16 protein-coding genes and 1 pseudogene are annotated in these 17,702 nt (G+C 64.0%); 9 read left to right on the plus strand and 8 right to left on the minus strand.

The window, feature by feature from the left end; genetic code table 11:
- Nucleotides 1–12 precede the first annotated feature (12 nt).
- From AB4118_RS19490 to AB4118_RS19510, 5 genes are all read right to left on the minus strand, one after another.
- Entirely contained in the window at nt 13–1,065 is a 1,053-nt protein-coding gene (locus AB4118_RS19490) for an ABC transporter substrate-binding protein (RefSeq protein WP_441491302.1), read from the minus strand.
- Nucleotides 1,066–1,324: 259 nt separating this feature from the next.
- On the minus strand, nt 1,325–2,449 hold the full coding sequence (locus AB4118_RS19495) for an ABC transporter ATP-binding protein (protein ID WP_441491303.1): 1,125 nt from the start codon (nt 2,447–2,449) through the stop codon (nt 1,325–1,327).
- Nucleotides 2,446–3,234: an ABC transporter permease gene (locus AB4118_RS19500; RefSeq protein WP_441491304.1), complete on the minus strand. Its 789-nt coding sequence runs from the start codon at nt 3,232–3,234 to the stop codon at nt 2,446–2,448. The genes AB4118_RS19495 and AB4118_RS19500 overlap by 4 nt, the downstream gene beginning before the upstream one ends.
- The gene (locus AB4118_RS19505; protein ID WP_441491305.1) at nt 3,231–4,073 is read right to left on the minus strand and encodes an ABC transporter permease; all 843 of its coding nucleotides are present in this window, start codon (nt 4,071–4,073) and stop codon (nt 3,231–3,233) included. Before AB4118_RS19505 ends, AB4118_RS19500 begins: the two co-directional genes overlap by 4 nt.
- Before the next feature lie 112 nt (nt 4,074–4,185).
- Nucleotides 4,186–5,223: an extracellular solute-binding protein gene (locus AB4118_RS19510; protein ID WP_441491306.1), complete on the minus strand. Its 1,038-nt coding sequence runs from the start codon at nt 5,221–5,223 to the stop codon at nt 4,186–4,188.
- 393 nt (nt 5,224–5,616) lie between these two features.
- Here AB4118_RS19510 and AB4118_RS19515 point away from each other — a divergent pair, with 393 nt between their 5' ends.
- Nucleotides 5,617–6,318: a helix-turn-helix domain-containing protein gene (locus AB4118_RS19515; protein ID WP_441491307.1), complete on the plus strand. Its 702-nt coding sequence runs from the start codon at nt 5,617–5,619 to the stop codon at nt 6,316–6,318.
- 212 nt (nt 6,319–6,530) lie between these two features.
- Here AB4118_RS19515 and AB4118_RS19520 read toward each other — a convergent pair.
- A pseudogene (locus tag AB4118_RS19520) lies at nt 6,531–6,740 on the minus strand (tautomerase family protein); the annotation flags it as partial.
- A 153-nt stretch (nt 6,741–6,893) separates the two neighbouring features.
- Here AB4118_RS19520 and AB4118_RS19525 point away from each other — a divergent pair.
- Nucleotides 6,894–7,748 carry an MBL fold metallo-hydrolase gene (locus AB4118_RS19525; protein ID WP_441491309.1) on the plus strand — a complete coding sequence of 285 codons (855 nt, stop codon included), beginning with the start codon at nt 6,894–6,896 and terminating at the stop codon, nt 7,746–7,748.
- Nucleotides 7,749–8,113: 365 nt separating this feature from the next.
- Nucleotides 8,114–8,815, plus strand: coding sequence for a L,D-transpeptidase (locus AB4118_RS19530; protein WP_441491310.1), 702 nt, complete (start codon nt 8,114–8,116; stop codon nt 8,813–8,815).
- A 72-nt stretch (nt 8,816–8,887) separates the two neighbouring features.
- On the opposite strand, the gene AB4118_RS19535 is transcribed toward AB4118_RS19530, so the two are convergent.
- Nucleotides 8,888–9,304, minus strand: coding sequence for a nuclear transport factor 2 family protein (locus tag AB4118_RS19535; RefSeq protein WP_441491311.1), 417 nt, complete (start codon nt 9,302–9,304; stop codon nt 8,888–8,890).
- Nucleotides 9,305–9,328: 24 nt separating this feature from the next.
- Nucleotides 9,329–10,042 carry a GntR family transcriptional regulator gene (locus AB4118_RS19540; RefSeq protein ID WP_441491312.1) on the minus strand — a complete coding sequence of 238 codons (714 nt, stop codon included), beginning with the start codon at nt 10,040–10,042 and terminating at the stop codon, nt 9,329–9,331.
- A 209-nt stretch (nt 10,043–10,251) separates the two neighbouring features.
- Between AB4118_RS19540 and AB4118_RS19545 the strand changes: the two genes are divergently transcribed.
- Genes AB4118_RS19545 through AB4118_RS19570 form a run of 6 tightly spaced genes read left to right on the plus strand, consistent with a single transcriptional unit; the run spans nt 10,252 to nt 17,671 of the window.
- A complete protein-coding gene (locus tag AB4118_RS19545; RefSeq protein ID WP_441491313.1) occupies nt 10,252–12,084 on the plus strand; it encodes a gamma-glutamyltransferase family protein in 1,833 nt (610 codons plus the stop codon).
- 57 nt (nt 12,085–12,141) lie between these two features.
- Nucleotides 12,142–13,662, plus strand: a complete 1,521-nt coding sequence (locus tag AB4118_RS19550) for an ABC transporter substrate-binding protein (RefSeq protein ID WP_441491314.1) — start codon at nt 12,142–12,144, stop codon at nt 13,660–13,662.
- Nucleotides 13,663–13,706: 44 nt separating this feature from the next.
- Nucleotides 13,707–14,723: an ABC transporter ATP-binding protein gene (locus AB4118_RS19555; protein ID WP_441491315.1), complete on the plus strand. Its 1,017-nt coding sequence runs from the start codon at nt 13,707–13,709 to the stop codon at nt 14,721–14,723.
- Nucleotides 14,720–15,841: an ABC transporter ATP-binding protein gene (locus AB4118_RS19560; RefSeq protein WP_441491316.1), complete on the plus strand. Its 1,122-nt coding sequence runs from the start codon at nt 14,720–14,722 to the stop codon at nt 15,839–15,841. Before AB4118_RS19555 ends, AB4118_RS19560 begins: the two co-directional genes overlap by 4 nt.
- A gap of 3 nt (nt 15,842–15,844) precedes the next feature.
- The gene (locus AB4118_RS19565) at nt 15,845–16,786 is read left to right on the plus strand and encodes an ABC transporter permease (RefSeq protein ID WP_441479972.1); all 942 of its coding nucleotides are present in this window, start codon (nt 15,845–15,847) and stop codon (nt 16,784–16,786) included.
- Between the two features lie 3 nt (nt 16,787–16,789).
- Complete coding sequence (locus AB4118_RS19570; protein WP_441491317.1) at nt 16,790–17,671, plus strand: ABC transporter permease; 882 nt, start codon at nt 16,790–16,792, stop codon at nt 17,669–17,671.
- The last annotated feature ends 31 nt before the right edge of the window (nt 17,672–17,702 follow it).

Raw genomic sequence — 17,702 nt, forward strand, 5'->3', positions numbered from 1 at the left:
CGGCGCTCGCCGTCAATGGAAGGAATCGTAGCCGGTGCGGTAGAAACGCCTGTAATAGGCGTCCGCCTCGGCCTGCATGTCGATATCGGCGAAACGGTCGGGATAGAGCTTCTTGGCCATCCAGAGCTCACCCAGCACCATCGCCTCGGGCATGGGATAGCCCCAGGCCTTGGCATATTCCGGCATCAGGTAGATGCGGCCCGCCTTGACCGCCTCGATCGGCTGCCAGGCCGGGGCGCGCCGGATCTCCTCGACCACCTCAGGATAGCGCTCCTGCACGAAGATGACGGCGGGATTCCATTTCAGGACATCCTCCATCGTCACCTGCTTGAAGCCCTGCAAGGCGGCGGCGACATTGGCCGCGCCGGCGCGGTTCATCATGATGCCGGTATATTTGCCCGAGCCATAGGTGTTGAGGTCGGGATTGGCCATATAGGCGCTGACGCGCTGCCCCGGCGCGACCGAGGCGAGCCTCTCGGCAAGCAGCTTGCGCTTGGCCTGGGCATAGGCGACCAGCCCCTCGGCCTCGTCCTTGCGGTCGAGCACGGTACCGACCAGCCTGACGCCCTCGGCGAAACCGCTCTCATAGGCCGCCTGCTCATCGGCGACGACGGGGCTGACCTTGGTCGCCTCGCCCGGCGGTGCGCTCAGCAGCGAGATCGCGATGACGGGAATGCCGGCCTTCTCGATCTGGCCGATCATCTCCGCCGGCGCGTAGTTGGTGACGAAGACCGCGTCGGGCTTCAGCTGCAGCAGGGCCTCGATATTGAGCTTGGTCAGGCCGCCCGGCATCGGCAATTTTGCGAGCTCGGGAGCAAGGCGGACATAGTTCGCGCCGAGCTGCTGCTTCCACTGGTCGAGGATGCCGGCGAGCTTGCCGGTCGCGTTCATCTGGACGACGAGATTGAGCGTCTGGTGCTGGAGCACGACGGCCCGCGAGACAGTGTCGGGCAGCGTCACCGTCCGCCCGAGCTGGTCCGTGACGATCCGCTCGGCATGGCCGGACGTCACCATCAGCGGCGCAAGCAACAAGGCTAGGAGAAGAGCCGGGACACGCGATTTCATGACTATCCTCCCGCAAGCCGACGAAAGAGCCGGACGTGCAATGCCGGGATGCCGATCGGCATCGAAGCGTTGTATTCAAGCGGGAATAGCGTGCGATGCCGATGGCGGCAAGCCGGCTGGATGCGAGGGCATCCCCGGAGTTGGAGGCTTATGCTCGCCCGTCGGGACCTCCGGTTTCCACATGACACCGAAGCCAGCAGGCATCGGCGGCAAGGAGGGCCGGATATCGGCGCAATTCAACCGGGTCTGGCTCAGCGAGCTATGCCGCTTGGGGCTCCGCCGGCATCAGGGTCGTTACGTCGATGGGCCATGCCAGATCATAGTGCTCACCGACCCGAAGCGGGCTTGCGCGACTCTGGCCGCTTCGGATGACCAGCAAATCCCGACCTTTGCCGTCCTGAAAGCGTAGATAGGTGACGATGCCGAGGAATTCCTCGCTGATCAGGCAGGCTGGCACGATGTTGAATTCATCCTGGTCAACAGGCGCCGATTTCGGCATCGGGGTGATTGCCTCTGGCCGTATGGCGACTGTGACGTGCCCGGTCGCTGGCGTCTCCGCTGAGGAACGCGCCTTCAGCAAGCGGGCATCGCCGATATCGAGTTCGAGCCGCTGGTCGGACCCGCTCCTGATCGAGCCCTCGAAATAGTTCATATAGCCGACGAAATCGGCGACGAAGCGACAGTTCGGATTGTGGTACAGGTCTCCGCCTGTTCCGATCTGGACGATCCTGCCTTCGTTCATCACCGCCACGCGGTCAGCGATGGCCAGGGCCTCCTCCTGATCGTGCGTGACAATGATGGCCGTCATGCCGACCTTCTTCAGCAAGGTGCGCAATTCGCTGCGCATGTCGTCCTTCAGTTTCTTGTCGAGTGCCGACAGGGGTTCGTCGAGAAGAAGCACGGACGGCTGGGTCGCGATGCTCCGCGCGATCGCGACACGCTGCTGCTGCCCGCCGGAAAGCCTGGCCGGGTAGGCATCGCGCAAGGCGGAGAGTTCCAGCATGGTGAGGGCCGCATCGAGAACCGCAGCGCGTTCAGCCGGCGCCACCCCGTGCATCTTCAGTCCGAAGACGATGTTCTCCGCGACTGTCATATGCGGAAACAGCGCGTAGCTCTGGAACACCATGCCGACATTGCGTCGATAGGGCGCCACGTCGGTCATCGCCTGTCCGCCTACCACGATCTCGCCGGCGGAGGGTCTCTGCAGGCCCGCGATCGCCCGCAGCATTGTCGTCTTGCCGCAGCCGCTTGGCCCAAGCAAGGCAATGATCTCGCCGGGAAAGATCTCCAGGTCGACATCGTCCAGGATGCGTTTGCCCTGGAGTTCGACTGAGAGGCCGGAAAGGGTAATTCCACGCTTCTTGAAGCTAAGGGACGGAGTCATCGCACCAGTCTTTCAAGCCCGATCCATCGCTCCATGAGATAGACGGCCAGGATACCGGCCAGCATCATCATCGTGGAAAGCGCAGCGACGGTCGGGTCGTTTTCGGTTCGGATATATTGATAGGCCGCAACGGGAAGGGTGGGGCGGCTTCCCACCAGAAACATCGTGGCCGTGAAGTTGTGAAAGGACATGACGACTGCGAAAACCGCCGCGCCCAACAGCCCCTTGCCGATGATCGGCATGGTAATGCGGAGAAAGGCCTGCATCGGCCGGGCGCCGAGCAGCATCGCCGCACTCTCGAGATTGGGGTCGATCCCCTGGAGGTTGGCGACGACGAGGCGCACGACATAGGGCAGCACGATCAGGCAATGAAGGATGACCAGGGTCGAGGTGTTGGAGATCGCCGTGACAGCGTTCGCCCATAGCAGCATCGCGATGCCCATCACGACCTCGGGTACGAAGAGCGGCGCCATGACGAGGGCGTTGATGGCCTGCCGGCCGAAGAACCGAAACCGCACGATCGCAAGCGCGGCCAGGACACCGAACACCAGGCTGATGGCGCTGCTGACCGAGGCGAGGAAGACGCTCTGCTGCAGACCGGCGGCGAAGCTCGGTGTCCTGAAGACGTTCAGATACCAATCCAGCGATATCCCCGTGGGCGGGAATGCCAGGGTGGCCTCCGGGTTGAACGACACCGCCAGGATGATGAGGTTCGGCAGGGCCATGAACAGCAGCACGGCGAAGGTCAGTGCCTGCAGGGCAGAGACGCCGGAAGACTTGCTCATCGCTGAAACCGTTTCTGATAACGATCGCCGAGCCCGTTCAGCAGGAGGATCACCGCGCCCGAGATCAGGAAGAGCACACCCGCGGCCGCCGAGCCGAGTGGCAGATTGGCAAGGTTGATCGCCTGGTCGAAGATCAGCACCGCGATCATGTCGACGCGGCCGCCACCGAGCAGCATCGGCGTGACGAAGGAGTTCAGCGACAGAAGGAAGCTCAGCATGGTTCCAGCCAGGATGCCGGGCACGCATAATGGCAGGGTGACGAGGAGAAAGATGCGCCAGGGCGGGGCTCCCAGCACGGAAGCTGCCTCGGGCAAGCGCTTGTCCAGCCGGGCGATCACCCCATTCAGCGACAGGATCATGTAGGGCAGGATGCCGGAGACGAGGCCAACGAGCACCCCGAACTCGTTGTACATCAGCCTGAACGGGGTGTCGGTAACGCCGAGCCACATGGCCAGCCGGTTCACCAGCCCGGACCTGCCGAGAATCAGGATCAGGCCGAACATCTTCAGCACGTAGTCGCTGAGGAACATCGCCAGCAAGCCGGCGAAGATCCACTTCCTCTGGCTCGGCGAGGCCTTGATCTCCATGTAATAGGCCACGGGAAAGCCGAGCAGGAGAGCGACGAACGTCGATACGGCGGCAAGCCAGAGCGAATAGGTGAAGAAGTGGCGATAGGATTCGTTCGTCGCCAGATTCGCATATTGAACCAGACCCGACGCCCCGTCGCCGGCCCCGCTCTGGAAGCTCCAGCCGAGCACCGAGGACAGGCCCGTCAGAAGGACTGCGATAAGCAGAAGTGCCGGCGCAACCAGGATATACGGCACGAGCCGTGCGATCATGGTCCGGATCCTTCGCGGCCGGGCCAGCATCCGCGCCGCTTTTCAGGGTCGTTCAACTCAGTCGGCATTGGCATGCGCCCCCATACTCGCCCTTCCGTCCGGCGCCCGCCTGTCAGCGCTGGATTTCCCTTTGCCAGCGATCGTTCCAGCCGGAGAGCTGACTGGCCATCACCCCTTCCTGCAGGAAGCGGAACTCGGTGCTGGCCGGCACGGCTTCGCGCATCGTCGGCGAGACCTCCGACATCGTATTGATCGGCAAGCAGCCCAGCATCTGCGCAATCTTCTGTTGCGGTTCCTTGCTGATGGCGAAATCGATGAAGTGGGTTGCTGCCTCGACATTTGCACCCTTCAGGATCGCGACATTGCTGATGCTGACAGGAATGAACGGCTTCGGGCAGACGAAGCGGAATTGCGAACCGGCCTTGCGGGCCGCGAAGTAATTGGCGACCGGGGCAAACGCCACGATGTCGACCTCCCCGGAGGTCAGCAAGCGAATTTGTTCGGAATCGGACGTGGTGAAAATCGAGAAGTTCGGCTTCATCTTCTTCGCCAGCGCGAAGCCGGGGTCGACGTTTCTTTCGTCCCCCCCGGCCAGGATCGAAAGCAACGCGATGAACATGCCGTTATAGTTGGCGCCGTAGGGAGCAGTGACCATGCCCCTCAAGCGGCTATCCGTGAGATCCTCCCATTTGGTGATCTCGAACGGGACCGTCTTGGCGTTGTAGATGATGCCGTAGGGCAAGCTCCAGATACCGACATAGGTGTCGTTGACGACAGCTGCCGGGAGCTGGGATGCGTTCTTCAACTGGTCGACGGGGATCGGGCTCAGCAATCCGTCGCTCTGTGCAAGCGAGGTCGGTGCGATCGCTGAAAGCCACAGATCCGCATCGTTGCGGTTCCTGTTCGCTCGCAGCGACGCGAGCGTTTCCATCGAGGATGACTGCAGCTGGATTTCCGAGCGGATGCCGGCTGCGGCTGCGAAGGGCTCCATCCAGGAGGAGCGCATCGCGTCGCCATAGGTGCCCCCCCAGGCGATGATCTTGAGAAGCTTCTGCGCCTGGGCCTGGCTGAAGCCCATCTGCCCGAGATAGCCCAGCGCGCCGCTGAATGCAGCGAGCCTGAGGGCCTGACGACGGCTGACTGTTCTCATTTGCTCCTCCCATGCGGTGATGGTGCCGTGGTGGAAGGAGGCGCAATTGCCTCTCCCCGCGATGCCATGCGTTTCGTCCCGTGTCGTTTTTTTGATCTGTGTTTCCTATAATGGATATTATCTCTTTTGAGATATCAAGGGAATTCTTGAGAGGCGCCCTATTCCTTGCTTTGTGAGGGGGTGAATGGCCAAAGTCTGCTCATATCTTCGGCTTCAACCCGAGAACGCCCTCGATTTATCGCGATGCAGTCGCCTTATGTGCCGCCCTCGCGTGTATCCTATGAGACAAAATTCGTACTATCCTCTGATTCCGATGTCCGACCGGCGTCTTCTCGTCATAGCGCGGCTGCCTTTGAACATGGCGCCCCTTCCGCAATAGGGATGTGCAAACCGATGAAGATTGCGGACCATAAAACCGGCATTCGCAAAGGCGATGATGACGTGGCTAGCCCTGGCGGAGGCGATCGAAAGAAGCGCACGGTGAGCCCGGGCTTTGCCGAAATGGAGCGCGCCGAAGAAGCGCAGAGCCCTGCAGGTACGTCTCTGGGGGAGCGCTTGCGAGCGATCCGGCACAGCCGGAAATGGACGCTTCAGGAAGCCAGCAAACTGAGCTCGGTGGGCCGTTCCACGCTGTCGAAGATCGAAAATGGGCTGATGTCGCCCACGCTCGATCTGCTCAAGAAGATCACGCGCGGGATGGACATCGACCTCGTCGATCTCTTCGACGAGCGTCGCCGGGGATTCGAGCCGCGGGGCAGGCGGAGCATAACCCGCAAGGGCGAGGGAAAGCTCAATCTGACGAAGACTTATCGGCACGAACTGCTGGCGACCGATATCTCGAAGAAGCGAATGCTTCCGTTCAGGACGACGATTACGGCGCGCTCGCTCGATGAGTTCGACGGGTGGGAAAGCCACGATGGCGAGGAAATGTTGGTCGTCGTGTCGGGCTCAGTCGAAATTCATACCGAATACTATGCCCCGGCGCGCCTGGACGAGGGCGATGCGATCTATTTCGACAGCCGAATGGGGCATTGTGTCGTGTCGGTCGGCGAAGGAGATGCCGAAGTGGTCTGGGTCTCGTCGGGGGCGATGTAGCGTCGCTTTAGTTCATCTGGCCGGATATCGCATCCCGTCCGATGATTTAACCTCTTGTGGTTGCATCGGCTTTCCCTAAGGCCGCAATCCACTTTTCGGGCCGATGGTTTAGTGCCTGGCGGGCATGGCCAATCGCCGTCCCGGCCGCTGCTCGTTCCCGCCTTCGATTGGCGCTGCGCTACGGGCGCAGGCTGACCGCATCACGTTTCCAATCATGAACTCTTTGCAGCAGGGCGGCGTTCCGAGAGCAGTTGCCCGGACACCGCCCAGTTCTCCCCTGGCTGCTCCTCAAAGATAATCATCACGTCGTCGGGATGGCAGCCGAAGTGCTCCCGCAAGGCCGCGGTCAACGCCGCCGCCGCCTTCGCCTTTTGCTCGGCGGAGCGGCCGGCGACCATCGAAACGCGAATGACGGGCATGGTCTTTCCCCTTTTTCAGCACGGCGGTGCGCGGAGCCGGCATGCAGGTCGGCGCCTTAGGCCCGATGAATCCCTAAGCGACCGCCGCGTCTCTTGTAAAGTGAATAAGTTTCCAATAGGAAATATTGGTCCGTATACGAGATGGAGGCGAGAGCCATGAGCTTGTCGGTGTGCGTGTTGAATTTCGGTGACATTCGGGGGGACTGGACAGCACAGCTTGCGGGGCGCCCACCAGGGAGAAGGGTCCAGACTCCGACCAACGCGTTCCTCATCCTTGGAGGGGAGTTTCCGGTCCTGGTCGATGCAGGCTCGCGCAGCACGGAATCGTTGACGCGGCTGGGGCTCGGGCTCGAGACGATATGGACGGAGGAGCACGGGCTGGACGCACAGCTGGCGCAGCATGGCGTGCGGAAAGAAGAGATCGGCCTGATCATTCAGACGCATCTTCACGTCGATCACGCCGGCTTCCTCGATCGCTTCCCGATGAGCGTTCCAGTGATGGTGAATCGCAGGGAACTGGAGTTCGCCTATAGTGGGGTCGGCCGGCTCGACTACGCGCCGGAAGATCTTCACCATATCGTCGATCGGCTCTACACACCGGGGGCATTGGCATGCCTGGATCTGGCATTCGGCGAGCGTGCCGAAATCCTGCCAGGCATCAGTGCCGTCTGTCTTGGCGGGCATACGCCCGGCAGCATCGCCGTGGTCGTCGAGACCGATGAGGGAGCGGCCTGCTTCTGCGGGGATGTGATCTACGACATCCACGGCGCCTTGATCGAGCGCCGGGGGCAGCTCAACGCATTCGAGCCGCAGACCTCGGGCAACTTCGCCACGAGCAGGCTGGAGGAAAAGCGCGCGATCAAGCTCGCCGTGAGCCTCGGCCGCTTCCTCTACCCATCACATGACCACTATGGCGGTGTCATCGAGCATGGCCGGGTCGTCGGGCGCATCGGTCGTACGATCCCCGGGCCTGTGCTTCCGCTCGATCCGGAATATGCGACCGCTCCTTGAGCAAGGCGCCGGGCCGTTGACGATCGTCTGATTGTTGGCCGAACCGACAAAGCCACTCATCCGGAACGGGCGCAACGCCCGTTCCCAGGCCGTCAGGCTCCTGGGCGGAATGTAAGCGCCCGCCAGGGGCTGCACTCGGCGCGATCCGGCCCTCACAGGCTTCGACTGCCCCGCGCCCCCTTGGGCCTGTCCGAAAACGTACTTTTTGAACAGGGAAATGGTTCATCCGGCTGAGCCATCACAGAGGCTTGGTTTTTCATCGCCCGCCTCCTCGCTCCGCAGCGGCTTCGCCGTTCTGAGTCGGGTTAACGTGGCCCTAACGATCTAAGTTCATGTTTCTCCAGAGCCTTGCCTGAGAGACATCCATGCCGACCCGCCGTTGCTTTACCATGTCTGCCTTGACCTTTGCCGCCGCCGGGCTCGCGGGATGCGGCACGAGAAGCAGCGTCGGGCTGCCGGATGTTTCCCCAGCCAGGAGGAGCCCGACGCGTACATTGGCGCGGCCGAACTACGCCGAAGTCTACACGGATTATCCAGGGGAGCGGTTTGCGGTCCGGACGGTGGATTATCGAAAGGTCGATCCGGCCTATCTGCGCCAGACCGTCGAGCTTACGCGAGAGGAGGCCCCGGGTTCGATCATCGTCGATCCGGCTTCTTACCATCTCTATTTCGTCGAAACGCCCCGCGTTGCGACCCGCTACGGCGTCGGTGTTGGACGTGAGGGCTTCGCCTGGTCCGGCTTGGCGCGGGTCAACATGAAGCGGGACTGGCCCGATTGGGTTCCGCCCCGCGAAATGATTGAGCGTGAGCCAGCCATCAAGGCCCAACTCGAGAAGACGCCGAGGGGCCTTGGCGTGCGCGGTGGTCCCAATAGTCCGCTGGGCGCGCGTACCCTGTATCTTTTCGGGGAAGGTCGGGATCTTGGCTACCGAATTCACGGCACTCTGGAGCCCTACAGTGTTGGCACCAACGTCTCGTCGGGCTGCATCCGGATGATCAATCAGGATATCGTGCATCTCTACGCACGCGTCGCCCCCGGAACGCCTGTTACCGTACTGGCTGCGTGACACTCGGCTGGGCGGCGCGGCGCTGTTCACGCCGCGACCCGTGCTCGGCTCCGACGGTCGCCCGCATCCGGGTTAGTGCCCAGAGGCCTTTCCCGCCTGCGTGTTGCTTTCGATCTGCGAGACGTGGTTGAGGGCGATGACCCATCCATTGTCGCGCTTGCGCATCAGGCGGGTGTTGACGCCGGTCTGGTTACCCGCCGCGCGCACCAGCTTGTAGTCGCTGATCAACTGGGCGGCATCGGGCGCCAGCATCTCGATGCGGATGTTGGAAAAGGCGAGCTCGCCCTGCGAACCCGGCCCGCCGCCATAATCGGCGATGTAATGGTCGAGCGTTCCCTGCCAGTCCTTCTGGATGCGGCCGCGCGAGACGAAGATCACATCGGGATTGGCGAAGCCAGCCATATAGCCCGCGAAATCGCCGCGGTTCCAGGCCGCCTGCATCGTGGCGATCACCGCACGGATCGCCTCTTTCTCAATGCTACCAGTCATTTGGAACGTACCTTTCAGAGCGCGTCAGAGCGCATTCTTGGCGACGGCCTCGTCTTCCTGCCGCTGCCGTTTGATCAGGACTTCCTGGGCCGCCGAGACGAGGTGGCGGCGCAGCGCGTTTTCCGCAGTCTTGGCATCCTGATCCAGGATCGCGTCGACGATCTGCTGATGCTCGCGGCAGGATCGCTTGACGCGTCCCTTGTCCTTGAGCTGGAATTTGCGGAAGGGGGCGAGCTTCAGCCGTAGCGTCTGGGCAACCGCGATCAGGTCGCTGTTATGGCTGCCTTCGAAGAGCAGGCTGTGAAACTGCGTATTGAGCTCGGTGTAGCCATCGAGGTCGCCCTCATCGGCCAGTGCGTTCATCTGGCGGTGCAGGCTTTCGAGTTCGGCGCGCTCCCGCATCGTCATCCGGTGTGAGGAGAGTCGGCCGCAGGTCGCCTCCAGCTCGGCCATCGCCTCGAACATCTCGTCGATGCGCTCTGTGGAAATCTGCGTCACGACCACGCCCTTATAGGGCTCGCGCTCGGCCAGTCCGCGCCCGCACAGGATATGCAGCGCTTCGCGGACGGGCGTGCGGGAGACGCCGAACTGCAGGGCGATGGAGGCTTCATCGAGCCGGGAGCCCGCCGGAAATTCGCCGTTGATCACAGCCTCTTCGAGCTGTTCGGCGATGAAATCACTGCGACTTTTCTTGGTGGCGGCCGGCACGTCCAGCATCGCGCGATCTTCAATTCCCAAGCTCGCCATCCCCTGAGTTGACCATCTCGGCTGATCCCGATGAGTACACAATCCTATTGCAATGTAGACAAAAAATATACAAAACGAGCCGCTCCCGCATGAGCTGCGGCACAAAACCCTGAGGCTTGTCTAACATCCCCGCGTGGATCTCCGGCCTTGTCGACAGCCTTCCTCAGGCGGTCGCGGGCGGCTGGAAATGAGGAATTGCCATGACTTTTACGACGCGACCGGAACTCAGGGGCACATTCGGAGCCGTTTCCTCGACGCATTGGCTTGCCTCGACCGTCGGCATGTCGATCCTGGAAAAGGGCCACACCGCCTTTGATGCCGCGGTCGCCACCGGTTTCGTCCTGCAGATCGTCGAGCCCCATCTCAACGGCCCCGCCGGCGAGGTTCCGATCATCGTGACGCCGGCCGGCGCCGATCAGCCGATCGTCATCTGCGGGCAGGGGCCGTCCCCTGCGAAGGCGACCATCAAGCATTTCAAGGATCTCGGCCTCGATATCATTCCGGGCACCGGCCTGCTCGCCGCCTGCATTCCCGGCGCGTTCGGCGCTTGGCTGACGCTGCTGCGCGACTACGGCACGGCCGAGCTCGAAGACGTGCTGGCGCCGGCGATCTATTACGCCAGGACCGGCCACCCGCTGGTGCCGCGCATCGCCCGGACGATCGCCTCGATGCGCGAGCTCTTCGAGACCCATTGGCCGAGTTCCGCGGAGATTTACCTGCCGGGCGGCGTGGCCCCTCAGTCCGGCAAGCTCTTCCGCAATCCGCAGATCGCGGCGCTCTACCAGCAGATCCTCGACCACGCGAAATCGGCCGGGAATCGCGAGGCACGCATCAATGCGGCGCTCGACTTCTGGTATCGCGGCCCGGTCGCCGAGCGCATCGAGGAATTCTGCGCCACGCAAGAGGTCTGGGACGTCTCGGGCCGCCGCCACAAGGGCCTGATCACCGCCCAGGACATGGCCGACTATCAGCCGCAGATCGAAAAGCCGGTCTCCGTGACCTATGGCGACTGCGAGGTCTTTAAATGCGGGCCGTGGTCGCAGGGACCGGTCCTGCTGCAGATGCTGCAGATCCTCAAGGGCACGGATATCGCCGATCTCGATCCGACAAGCGCCGATTTCGTGCATCTCGTCGTCGAGACGGCCAAGCTCGCGATGGCCGACCGCGATTCCTGGTACGGCGACAGCTCCGATGTACCGATCAAGGCGCTGCTCTCCTCCGGCTATGCCGATATCCGCCGCGCACTGATCACGGGGAAGGCGTCGATGGACGTCCTCCCCGGCACCCCTGAGGGGCGCAATCCCAATCTGCCGCCGCTGCGCACGGTCGGCACCATTGCACAGCCCGGCCTTGGCGGCGGCGAGCCGACGGTCGCCCGCGAAGCCAAGCTTCCGAATGACCGGCAGGGCGAACCCGCGCTGACCCGCGAAGGCGCCCAGCGCGGCGACACCGTGCAGGTCAGCGCCGTCGACCGCTGGGGCAATATGGTGTCGGCGACGCCGTCGGGCGGCTGGTTCCAGTCGAGCCCGGTCATTCCCGGCCTCGGCTTCAGCCTGACGACCCGCGCGCAGATGTTCTGGCTCGAAGAGGGCCTGAACTCCACGCTCATGCCGTCGAAGCGGCCGCGCACGACGCTGACGCCGTCGACCGTCTATCGTGACGGCCAGCCCTACATGGCCTTCGGCACGCCGGGCGGCGACCAGCAGGATCAATGGCAGCTGATCATGCTGCTGCGCCATCTCCACAAGGGCATGAACCTGCAGGAAGCGATCGACGCCCCGTCCTTCCATACCGACCATCTCGCGAGCTCCTTCTGGCCGCGCGAGATCAGCTTCGGCGCGGTCACGCTCGAAGACCGCTTCCCGCAGGCGGTCCGCGACGATCTGGCGGCGCGGGGCCACAAGATCACCGTCGGCGACGCCTGGTCCGAAGGACGCCTCTCGGCGGTCGCCCGCGAGATGGATGGCGATGTGCAGCTGGTCAAGGCCGGCGCCAACCCGCGCGGCGTCCAGGGCTATGCGGTCGCCCGCTGATCCCGACCCGCTGACCCCAATGAGACGAGCATTCCGGAACAGGAGAGGGGACTATCGATGAAACCGACTTATCTTGCACTCGCAGCCAGCCTGACGCTCGGCGCCATGGCCGTGACGGTGGCGCCCGCCGCCGCCCAGACCGTTCTCAAGATCGGCCTGCAGGACGATCCCGATACACTCGACCCGGTGTCCAACTGGAGCTTCGTCGGCCGCCACGTGCTGCAGTCGCTCTGCGACAAGATCGTCGACATCGACCAGAACGGCAAAATCATCCCGATGCTGGCGGCCAGCTGGGATTGGAGCGCAGACAGCACCGTGCTGACCCTGACGCTGCGCAGCGATGCGGTCTTCCACGACGGGACCAAGGTCGACGCCGCGGCGATCAAGTACAATCTGGAGCGCGCGCTGAGCTCGGGCATCTCGCGGCGCAAGGCTGAGATCAGCGCGATCAAGAGCGTCGAAGCCGTCGATCCGACCACCGTCAAGATCAGCCTCAAGGAGCCTTCGGTTCCGCTGCTCGCCGCGCTCAGCGACCGCGCCGGCATGATCATCAGCCCGGCGGCTGGTGCAAAGCTCGGCGACAAGTTCACCGATGCGCCGGTCTGCTCCGGTCCCTACAAATTCCTCGAGCGCGTGGTCCAGGACCGCATCGTCCTCGAGAAATTCCCGCAATATTACGATGCGGCGAAGTACAAGTTCGATCGCCTGATCTATCGCGGCATGCCGGATTCCAACGTCCGCCTGCTGAACCTGCGCTCGGGCCAGCTCGACCTGATCGAGCGTCTGGCAGCGACCGACGTGGACGCCGTCAAGGCCGACAAGGCGCTCGCCGTCGATCCCGTCGTCGGGCTTGGCTATTACGGCATCACCTTCAGCATCGGTGGCGATGGCGCCAATCTCGATGCCGGCAAGAAGGCCGCGATCCGCGAAGCCTTCAGCCTCGCGATCGATCGTCAGGCCATCAGCAATGTCGTCTTCGACGGCCAGGCCAGCATCGGCAACCAGCCGTTCCCGCCGTCGAGCCCGTTCTACGACAAGAGCTTCCCGGTTCCGGCCCGTGACCTCGACGCCGCCAAGAAGAAGATGGCCGAGGCCGGTGTGAAGTCGGTCAATCTGGAACTGCTCGTTCCCACCGATGCCGAGCGCCAGCAGGTCGCCCAGCTCATCCAGGCGATGGTCCAGGACATCGGCATCAAGGTCTCGATCAAGCCGACCGAACTGATGACGCTGCTCGACGTCGCCCGTCAGGGCAAGTTCCAGTCGCATCTCGTCGGCTGGAGCGGCCGCGTCGATCCCGACCTGAACGTCACCCCGATGCTCTCCTGCGGCGCCGCGACGAACGACGCCAAGTATTGCAACGAGGCGCTCGACGCGATCCTCGCCAAGGCCCGCTCGCTCGGGGACCCCGCCGCGCGCCAGGCCGAATACGCCAAGGCGGTCGCGATCCTGCTCAAGGACCTGCCGATCGTCTATCTCTACCACTCGCAGTGGATCTTCGCGCACAGCTCCAAGATCACCGGCCTCAAGCCCGCTCCGGATGGCATCATCCGCCTGGCTGACGTCAGCCGCAAGAACTGAGCCGGCACCCAGGAACCAAGAACTGAACCGGTACCAAGGACGCGATGAGCACCCCACTCCGATCCGTTCGGGCTGATGACGCATCCGCGTCCGTCCTCGACGTCAACAACCTGCGTGTCGCCTTCGAAGGCGACACGCGCACCGTGACTGCGGTCGACGGCGTCAGCTTCTCGGTCCGGAAGGGGCGCACGCTGGCGATCGTCGGCGAATCCGGCAGCGGCAAGAGCGTGACCTCGCTCGCCGTGATGCGGCTTCTGCCCGAGCACAGCGCGCGCATTTCCGGCCGCGTCAATTTCGATGGCCGCGAGCTGCTCGACGAGAGCAAATCAGGCATGCGCAGCCTGCGCGGCAACCGGCTGGCGATGATCTTCCAGGAGCCGATGACCTCGCTCAACCCGTCCTATACGGTCGGCGAGCAGATCAACGAAGTCATCCTGCGCCACCGCCCGATCTCGAAGAAGGAGGCGACAGAACGCGCCATCGCCATGCTGAAGCTGGTGCGCATTCCGTCGCCCGAGACCCGCTACCATCAATATCCGCACAATCTCTCGGGCGGCATGCGTCAGCGCGTGATGATCGCCATGGCGCTTGCCTGCGATCCCGAGCTGCTGATCGCCGACGAGCCGACGACTGCGCTCGACGTCACCATCCAGGCGCAGGTGCTCGAGCTGATGCGCGAGCTCCAGCAGAAGACCGGCACCGCCATCATCCTCATCACCCATGATCTCGGCGTGGTCGCGGAATCCTGCGACGACGTCATCGTCATGTATGCCGGCCAGGTCGTCGAGCAGTGCTCGGTCGAGGATCTCTTCACCTTCCCGCAGCACCCCTACACGGTCGGCCTGCTCGGCTCGCTGCCGCGTCTCGACGAGAAGCGCGAGCAGCTGGTCGCCATCACCGGCACCGTGCCCGATATGGCCAATCCGCCCTCGGGCTGCCGTTTCCAGGCGCGCTGCCCCTTCCGCGTCGAGCGCTGCGCCGAGATGCCGGACCTCATCGAGGTCACGGCCGGCCATTTCAGCCGCTGCTGGCGTGCGCCCATGCAGGACCTCGTCCCATGATCCAGAGCGCCTCCCGATCCCCCGCGGCCAAGCCGATCCTCGAAGCCCGCGGCCTCGGCAAGAGCTTCGTCGTCAAGCGCTCGCTGTTTGGCCGCCCGCTCGCGTCCGTCGGCGCGGTCGATGACGTGACCCTGTCGCTGATGCCCGGCGAAACGCTCGCCATCGTCGGCGAATCCGGTTGCGGCAAGTCGACGCTCGGCCGCCTGCTGATGCGCCTGATCGAGCCCAGCTCCGGCGAGGTCTTCATCGACGGGCAGGACGTCACCCATGCCAGCCACGCGGCGGTGCGCGCGCAGCGCCGGTATGTGCAGCTGATCTTCCAGGACCCCTATGCCTCGCTCAACCCGCGCATGACGATCGCCCAGACGATCGCCGAGCCGCTGATGCTGCACGACATCGTGCCGGCCGGGCAGCGCGCCAGGCGCGTCGCGGAGCTTCTCGACATGGTCGGCCTGCGCCCGGAACAGGCGGACCGCTATCCGCATGAATTCTCCGGCGGCCAGCGCCAGCGCGTGGTCATCGCCCGGGCGCTCGCCTCCGAACCGAAGGCGATCATCTGCGACGAGGCGGTGTCGGCCCTCGACGTCTCGATCCAGGCGCAGGTCCTCAACCTGTTGAAGAACCTGCAGAAGCGGCTCGGCATTGCCTTCGTCTTCATCTCGCACGACCTCGGCGTCGTGAAGCACATCGCCGATCGCGTCGCCGTGATGTATCTCGGCAAGGTCGTCGAGATGGGCACCTCCGACGAGATCTTCGCCGCGCCGCGCCACCCCTATACGCGGGCGCTGCTCTCGGCCATTCCGGTCGCGGCGCCGCCGAGCCACCAGCGCTCGCGCGCGGCGAGACTCCATGGCGATCTGCCGAGCCCGCTGTCCCCGCCCGAAGGATGCCGGCTGCATACACGCTGCCCGCATGCGCGGCCGGCCTGCAAGAGCGTGAGCATGGTGCTCGAGGTCGAGGCGGGTGGCCATGCCAATGCCTGTGCCTTCTGGCGCGAACTGCCGGCACAGGATGCAGCCGAGATTGCGCGTGAACCGCGCAACCCGAAGCTCGAAAAGCTGTTCGCGGCCTTTGAAGCCATGGCTGCGCGGCCGGCCCAGACCGTGACGGAGGGCTGACCCATGTCTTCGCTTCTTGGACGCCGCCTTCTGCAGCTCGTCCCGACGGTCATCCTTCTGTCGATGATCATCTTCTCGCTGCAGCATCTCCTGCCGGGCGATCCGGCGCTCGTGCTCGCCGGCGAAAATCCCGATGAGGCGACGCTGGCCGCGATCCGCGCCCAGTATCACCTCGATCAGCCCCTGATCGTGCAGTATCTCTACTGGCTGAAGGGCGTGGTGACCGGCGATCTCGGCGAATCCATGCGCCATAACCGCCCCGTCCTCGAGCTGATCCTGCTCAAGCTGCCGGTGACGCTGCAACTGGCGGTCATGGGTATCCTGATCGCGCTCGTGGTCGGCATCACGGCGGGCGTCATTTCGGCTCTGCGCCCCAACAGCGCCATCGACTACACCACCAATGTCGCGTCGCTTGCCGGCATCTCGGTGCCGAATTTCTGGCTCGGCATCATGCTGATCATGTTCTTCTCGGTCCATCTCGGCTGGCTGCCGGCCTCGGGCTTCGTCAGCCCTTGGGAGGATCTGAAGATGAACCTCTCGACGACGATCATGCCCGCCTGCGTGCTCGGCACCGCGATCGCCGGCGTCATCATGCGCCACACCCGCAGCGCCATGCTCCAGGCGCTCGAGAGCGATTACGTTCGCACCGCGCGCGCCAAGGGCCTCAGCGAATGGGTCGTCGTGTTCAAGCATGCGATGCGCAATGCGCTGACGCCGATCATCACGCTTGGTGCGCTTGAGTTCGGCGCGCTGCTTTCCGGCGCGGTCCTGACCGAGCAGATCTTCACGATCCCGGGCTTCGGCAAGCTGATCGTCGATGCCGTCTTCACCCGCGATTATCCCGTGGTGCAGGGCGTCGTGCTCGTGACCTCGCTCTTCTACATCGTCCTCAACCTGCTGGCCGACATCGGATACATCCTCGTCAACCCAAGACTGAGAAGCTGAGCTGTGCTGACGATCTCGGAACCCAAGCCTTCGGCCAATCCCGTCGCGAACTTCTTCCACGGCCGCGTGTGGCGGCGCCTGTCGAAGCGCAAGAGCGCGCTGGTCGGTCTCGCCGTCGTGCTGCTCATGGTCTTCGTCGCCGTCTTCGCGCCGCTTCTGGCGCCCTACGACCCGGCGGCGCAGAGCTGGACCGCGGTGCGCAAGGCACCCTCCGCCGCGCACTGGTTCGGAACCGACGAGGCCGGCCGCGACATGCTTTCGCGCATCATCTGGGGCGCCAGGGCCTCGCTGCTGGCGGGCCTGACCTCGGTCGGCATCGCTATGGCGATCGGCGTTCCGCTCGGGCTCGCCGCCGGCTTTCTCGGCGGCCTTGTCGACGGCCTGATCAGCCGCTTCACCGATGCGATGCTGGCCTGCCCGTTCCTCATCCTCGCGATCGCGCTCGCGGCCTTTCTCGGGCCGAGCCTGACGAACGCGATGCTGGCGATCGGCATTACCGCCATGCCGCTCTTCATCCGCCTGACGCGCGGCCAGGTGCTCTCGATCAAGGCTGAGGACTATGTCGAGGCGGCAAGCGCGGTCGGCAATCCGCAATGGCGCATCGCGGTGCGCCACATCCTGCCGAACATCCTGCCGCAGCTCATGGTCCAAGCGACGCTGACGATCGCGGCTGCGATCATCGCGGAAGCGAGCATGTCCTTCCTCGGCCTCGGCCTGCAGCCGCCGGCGCCCTCCTGGGGCTCGATGCTGAATTCGGCGCAGCGCTTCCTGAGCAATGCGCCCTGGATGGCGCTCTGGCCCGGCATCGCCATCTTCGCAACCGTGCTGTCGTTCAACCTGCTCGGGGACGGCCTGCGCGACGCCCTCGACCCGCGGGCGCGCTGACCAACGCGGCGCCCCGCTCTTGCGGCATGCG

This window comes from Allobosea sp. 2RAB26 (assembly GCF_052115465.1).
Classification (GTDB): domain Bacteria; phylum Pseudomonadota; class Alphaproteobacteria; order Rhizobiales; family Beijerinckiaceae; genus Allobosea.

Excerpts from the sequence above, each read along its gene's own strand:
- AB4118_RS19490 (WP_441491302.1), bottom strand. The coding sequence starts at position 1,065 with ATGAAATCGCGTGTCCCGGCTCTTCTCCTAGCCTTGTTGCTTGCGCCG.
- AB4118_RS19495 (WP_441491303.1), bottom strand. The coding sequence starts at position 2,449 with ATGACTCCGTCCCTTAGCTTCAAGAAGCGTGGAATTACCCTTTCCGGC.
- AB4118_RS19500 (WP_441491304.1), bottom strand. The coding sequence starts at position 3,234 with ATGAGCAAGTCTTCCGGCGTCTCTGCCCTGCAGGCACTGACCTTCGCC.
- AB4118_RS19505 (WP_441491305.1), bottom strand. The coding sequence starts at position 4,073 with ATGATCGCACGGCTCGTGCCGTATATCCTGGTTGCGCCGGCACTTCTG.
- AB4118_RS19510 (WP_441491306.1), bottom strand. The coding sequence starts at position 5,223 with ATGAGAACAGTCAGCCGTCGTCAGGCCCTCAGGCTCGCTGCATTCAGC.
- AB4118_RS19515 (WP_441491307.1), top strand. The coding sequence starts at position 5,617 with ATGAAGATTGCGGACCATAAAACCGGCATTCGCAAAGGCGATGATGAC.
- AB4118_RS19525 (WP_441491309.1), top strand. The coding sequence starts at position 6,894 with ATGAGCTTGTCGGTGTGCGTGTTGAATTTCGGTGACATTCGGGGGGAC.
- AB4118_RS19530 (WP_441491310.1), top strand. The coding sequence starts at position 8,114 with ATGCCGACCCGCCGTTGCTTTACCATGTCTGCCTTGACCTTTGCCGCC.
- AB4118_RS19535 (WP_441491311.1), bottom strand. The coding sequence starts at position 9,304 with ATGACTGGTAGCATTGAGAAAGAGGCGATCCGTGCGGTGATCGCCACG.
- AB4118_RS19545 (WP_441491313.1), top strand. The coding sequence starts at position 10,252 with ATGACTTTTACGACGCGACCGGAACTCAGGGGCACATTCGGAGCCGTT.
- AB4118_RS19550 (WP_441491314.1), top strand. The coding sequence starts at position 12,142 with ATGAAACCGACTTATCTTGCACTCGCAGCCAGCCTGACGCTCGGCGCC.
- AB4118_RS19555 (WP_441491315.1), top strand. The coding sequence starts at position 13,707 with ATGAGCACCCCACTCCGATCCGTTCGGGCTGATGACGCATCCGCGTCC.
- AB4118_RS19560 (WP_441491316.1), top strand. The coding sequence starts at position 14,720 with ATGATCCAGAGCGCCTCCCGATCCCCCGCGGCCAAGCCGATCCTCGAA.
- AB4118_RS19565 (WP_441479972.1), top strand. The coding sequence starts at position 15,845 with ATGTCTTCGCTTCTTGGACGCCGCCTTCTGCAGCTCGTCCCGACGGTC.